The following is a 3,712-nucleotide window of genomic DNA, read 5'->3' on the forward strand; positions in this document are numbered from 1 at the left end:
CGTTTAACATTGGTCAGTTTTTGGCAAAAGACAAAGGGGTAAATGTAGATTTTGCCAAGCGCTTTGACAGTGGCATTGTTGTCGGTGCTTATGCCGCTTTTACCAATGTATCGTCAGAAGAATACGGTGAAGGAAGCTTTACTAAAGGTTTCTATCTGTCTATCCCGTTTGATTTGTTCTCGCTTCGGCCATCAAAAGGCAGAGGGCGTTTACCGTGGATCCCGATTGCCCGTGACGGTGGTCAGCCGCTGAACCGGCCATCGACGTTAATCAATGCGACTGAACAGCGCTCACCGTTTTATGACTAACGATTAAAAAAGGCGCTTAACGCGCCTTTTTTATTGCCACAACTGCTTGCTTAACGTGGCGACATCCGTCGGCGTGTCTGCCAGCAGCCAGTCACAGATGGCTTTGGCCACGTTAGGGTAGTGCACAAATTGCTGGCTGCTTTGGCTGCCAAGCCAGTTAGCAACGATATTGCTGTTGAGTGTGTCAGAGCGCATGGCCAGTCGCAGTTGCTGCAATGCCAGCGCGTTCGACTGCTGCTCCATCTGCCCCTGCAGCGGTTTTACCATAATACGTTTTTTCAATTGCAGCGCTTCGCTTATCAGCTCAAAACCGGCATTGCTAAGCACATAGCTGCAGCTGGCTAAATCGGCTTTAAACGGCTTAAGTGCGAGCGGGTGAGTATGGATATGCCCCAGCGTCGCTTTGCTAAGGCCGGGGCCGTATACGCAGAACTGATAGTCAGTAAGAGGTTTTAACATGCTGACGACCTGGTTTTGATCTTCAAATGGCAGATACACTAGGACCTGCTGCTCATTCTGCGCAACATCGTGTGGCTCTTCATCAATAATCGGCGGTAGTATCGGCTGATTAAAATGATGCCAGTGCAGGCCAAGTTGATACTGGGCCGGAGCGAAGTGTTTAAACACCAGCCGGGTCATCGGGGTGGCGTGCTCCATTGGGATATTGTGCAAAAAGGCATACTGATGACCAAAGGCTATGCTGCGTTTGTGCTGCAACCTGGCGGCATGCGCGGTAATGGGCTCAAAATCGGTTAGTACCAGATCGTAACTGCTTAAATCCAGTGCTTTGATGTCCTGCTGTAGCGTTCTGACGGAAGCCTGCCAGAAAGTTTGCCAGTAGTTTACCTTTCCGGCCTGGGTGACAAAGGTTAACCCCCGTTTTACCTGATACTGGCCAAACTGCTGCATGTCAAACAGCTGATCCGCCGGCCGGCCGGAAAACAGATAATCTGTCTGCACACCAGCGGCCGCCAGATACTTCCCCATAGCACGCGCTCTGCTGATATGTCCATTACCGGTTGCCTGCACGCCATAGAGAATTTTCATAAGCTATTCCGTTTGTTTATCCTGCCATACCAGCGCTTTAAAATGCGCACGGCACATTGATACATAACTTTCGTTGCCACCAATCTGCACTTGCGAGCCTGCCGTAGCCGCCTGGCCATTTTCGTCCAACCGCACGACAAAATTCGCTTTACGGCCGCAGTGGCATATTGTTTTCAGCTCTATCAGTTTATCGGCCCAGGCCAACAGCGCTTCGCTGCCGGCAAAGGTTTCACCAAGAAAATCTGTGCGCAGGCCAAATGCCAGTACCGGCACCCTTAATTCATCTACCACATCAGTCAGCTGGCGTACCTGCGCTTTGGATAAAAACTGCGCTTCATCAATCAGCACACAATCGAGCCGGCCTTGTGCTTTTAACTGTGTAATATGGGCAACAAAATCAAAGTCAGGGTCAAAAATATGCGCATCCATCGCCAGACCAATGCGCGAGCTGACTTTGCCTATACCGAAGCGGTTATCCAGCGCTGCAGTATAAATAGCCACTGTCATACCTCTTTCCTGATAGTTATAAGCACTTTGCAGTAACGAGGTCGATTTACCGGCATTCATTGCCGAATAATAAAAATATAATTGCGCCATGGCGTCACCTGATAATAAAGACGACGCAGTATAACAACATCACAAGGCAAAATATAAAGGCCGGATATGACAAAATTAAGACGCTGGCATCTTTTGCTGCACTGCTTTAAGCTTCGCCGGGTTAAATAAGGAGCTGACAATGGAAAAATTTATACTGATACCGGTCTTTGTACAGGTATTGCTGACCAGTGCTGTGATGATTTTGATGGGGCGGCGCCGGATCCGCTCGGCCAAAAATAAAGAAATCAGTATTTCCGCGTTTAAAACCATGAACCTGACCGGTGCGAATGAGCAGGTTATTGCCACCAGCCGCAACTTTGACAATCAATTCCAAATGCCAATGCTGTATATGTTCAGCGTGCTGTTTACGCTGCAGCTGGGGCTGGCTGACATTGCTTACGTGGTTTTAGGTGGGCTTTATGTCGCGCTGCGTATTGCCCATGCCTTTATTCATACCGGCAGTAATAAAGTGCGGCTGCGCTTTAATGTATTTTTAATCAGCTGTGCTGTGCTGTGGGCAATCTGGATCCGGCTGATAATACAGGCGCTGCTGGCGTAAGCGGTGTCGGCTTATTTTTTACTCTTTGCCAGCGGTTTTATTGCCGCTACGTTATTTCCGGCCTCCAGTGAAGCCTTAATACTTACGCTACAGGCAAAAGGCTACGCCCCCTGGGGCTTGTTTATTGCCGCTACCGGCGGCAATACTTTAGGCGCTTGTGTTAACTGGTATCTGGGAACACGTGTAGCACAGTTGCAGCATAAACGCTGGTTTCCGGTGTCGCCTGGCGCGCTTGAAAAAGCCCGGCTGCAGTTTCAGCGGTTTGGTAGTTGGAGCCTGCTGTTTTCATGGCTGCCAGTGCTTGGTGATCCGCTGACACTGGTGGCTGGTGTGCTGAAAGTACGCTTTGGTCTGTTTTTATTGTTAGTGGCAAGCGGAAAAGCATTACGTTATGCGCTACTACTGTGGTTCGGTATGGCGGTGCTTGCCGAATAATTATTGGTAAAAATGCTGTGGATCCGTCATCATTAGCGCAATTAAGACTGAATAACAGGAACATATCATGGAATATCAACTCACCGCTGAAGAATTAAACCGTATCACCGCTTTAGATGCTGAGCAGCGTTACGCTTACTTTATTCAGGCTGTGGCCGATCTGGAAAAAATCTGGATCCTGACAGATGACGAAGGCTTTGTACTGGTAAGTGCTGAAGATGAGCGTTGCATCCCGGTTTGGCCACATGCAGAACTGGCAGAGCAGTGGATCGAGGGCGAGTGGTCACACTGCGCCGCGCAGGCGGTTGACGTAGACACCTGGCTGGACAAGTGGACATCAGGCTTAAATGGCGACGAGCTGGCAATTGCAGTGCTGCCGGATACCGATGGCCCGGGCGTGGTGGTACTGCCGGATGAGCTGGCAGAAACGCTGATTAACGAAATGCAGGAAGATTAGTACACGACACCGGTAGCTTATAATCGATTAACCCACGCCAACACGCCGTAAACCCTTCCCTGGGGGCTCCTCTCAGCCCATCCAGGGCTGAGACGGTTGGCTTAGGGTAAACCGATTCGCTACATCTTTAGCTGTATACTCACACAATAAAAAAGCCCGCAACGCGGGCTTTTTTATTGTCAGCCTTAAACCACCTCCTATGGAGGTGGTGATCGTTTAGTCGGGGCTATGCCCGTAGAGTACCCATGTTAGATACTTCGCTCGTTTGTAACCAGCAAATGAGGAAGTAAATAACATGAGTAGATATAA

6 protein-coding genes are annotated in these 3,712 nt (G+C 49.5%); 4 read left to right on the forward strand and 2 right to left on the reverse strand.

Annotated features, from left to right (window positions below):
• Positions 1-308, forward strand: a 308-nt coding sequence (locus tag VIN66_RS15505) for a YjbH domain-containing protein (RefSeq protein WP_331924818.1), incomplete at its 5' end; no start/stop codon positions are given.
• A 30-nt stretch (positions 309-338) separates the two neighbouring features.
• On the opposite strand, the gene VIN66_RS15510 is transcribed toward VIN66_RS15505, so the two are convergent.
• Together VIN66_RS15510 and VIN66_RS15515 are read right to left on the reverse strand one after the other, a co-directional pair.
• Positions 339-1,355, reverse strand: a complete 1,017-nt coding sequence (locus VIN66_RS15510; protein WP_331924819.1) for an MJ1255/VC2487 family glycosyltransferase — start codon at positions 1,353-1,355, stop codon at positions 339-341.
• Between the two features lie 3 nt (positions 1,356-1,358).
• Entirely contained in the window at positions 1,359-1,952 is a 594-nt protein-coding gene (locus tag VIN66_RS15515) for a thymidine kinase (protein WP_134053957.1), read from the reverse strand.
• Between the two features lie 139 nt (positions 1,953-2,091).
• Here VIN66_RS15515 and VIN66_RS15520 point away from each other — a divergent pair, with 139 nt between their 5' ends.
• The 3 genes from VIN66_RS15520 (at position 2,092) to VIN66_RS15530 (ending at position 3,403) form a co-directional block, all read left to right on the forward strand.
• Positions 2,092-2,511 (forward strand): MAPEG family protein, encoded by a 420-nt coding sequence (locus VIN66_RS15520; RefSeq protein ID WP_331924820.1) that lies wholly within the window; start codon positions 2,092-2,094, stop codon positions 2,509-2,511.
• A 3-nt stretch (positions 2,512-2,514) separates the two neighbouring features.
• Positions 2,515-2,946 carry a YqaA family protein gene (locus VIN66_RS15525; RefSeq protein WP_331924821.1) on the forward strand — a complete coding sequence of 144 codons (432 nt, stop codon included), beginning with the start codon at positions 2,515-2,517 and terminating at the stop codon, positions 2,944-2,946.
• Between the two features lie 67 nt (positions 2,947-3,013).
• Positions 3,014-3,403 (forward strand): DUF2750 domain-containing protein, encoded by a 390-nt coding sequence (locus VIN66_RS15530; protein WP_230819803.1) that lies wholly within the window; start codon positions 3,014-3,016, stop codon positions 3,401-3,403.
• Positions 3,404-3,712: the final 309 nt, after the last annotated feature.

Origin of the sequence: Rheinheimera sp. (assembly GCF_036568245.1) — a bacterium.
Lineage (GTDB): Bacteria > Pseudomonadota > Gammaproteobacteria > Enterobacterales > Alteromonadaceae > Alishewanella.

Coding starts and splice junctions, on each gene's coding strand:
- VIN66_RS15515 (WP_134053957.1), bottom strand. CDS start 1,952: ATGGCGCAATTATATTTTTATTATTCGGCAATGAATGCCGGTAAATCG.
- VIN66_RS15530 (WP_230819803.1), top strand. CDS start 3,014: ATGGAATATCAACTCACCGCTGAAGAATTAAACCGTATCACCGCTTTA.
- VIN66_RS15510 (WP_331924819.1), bottom strand. CDS start 1,355: ATGAAAATTCTCTATGGCGTGCAGGCAACCGGTAATGGACATATCAGC.
- VIN66_RS15520 (WP_331924820.1), top strand. CDS start 2,092: ATGGAAAAATTTATACTGATACCGGTCTTTGTACAGGTATTGCTGACC.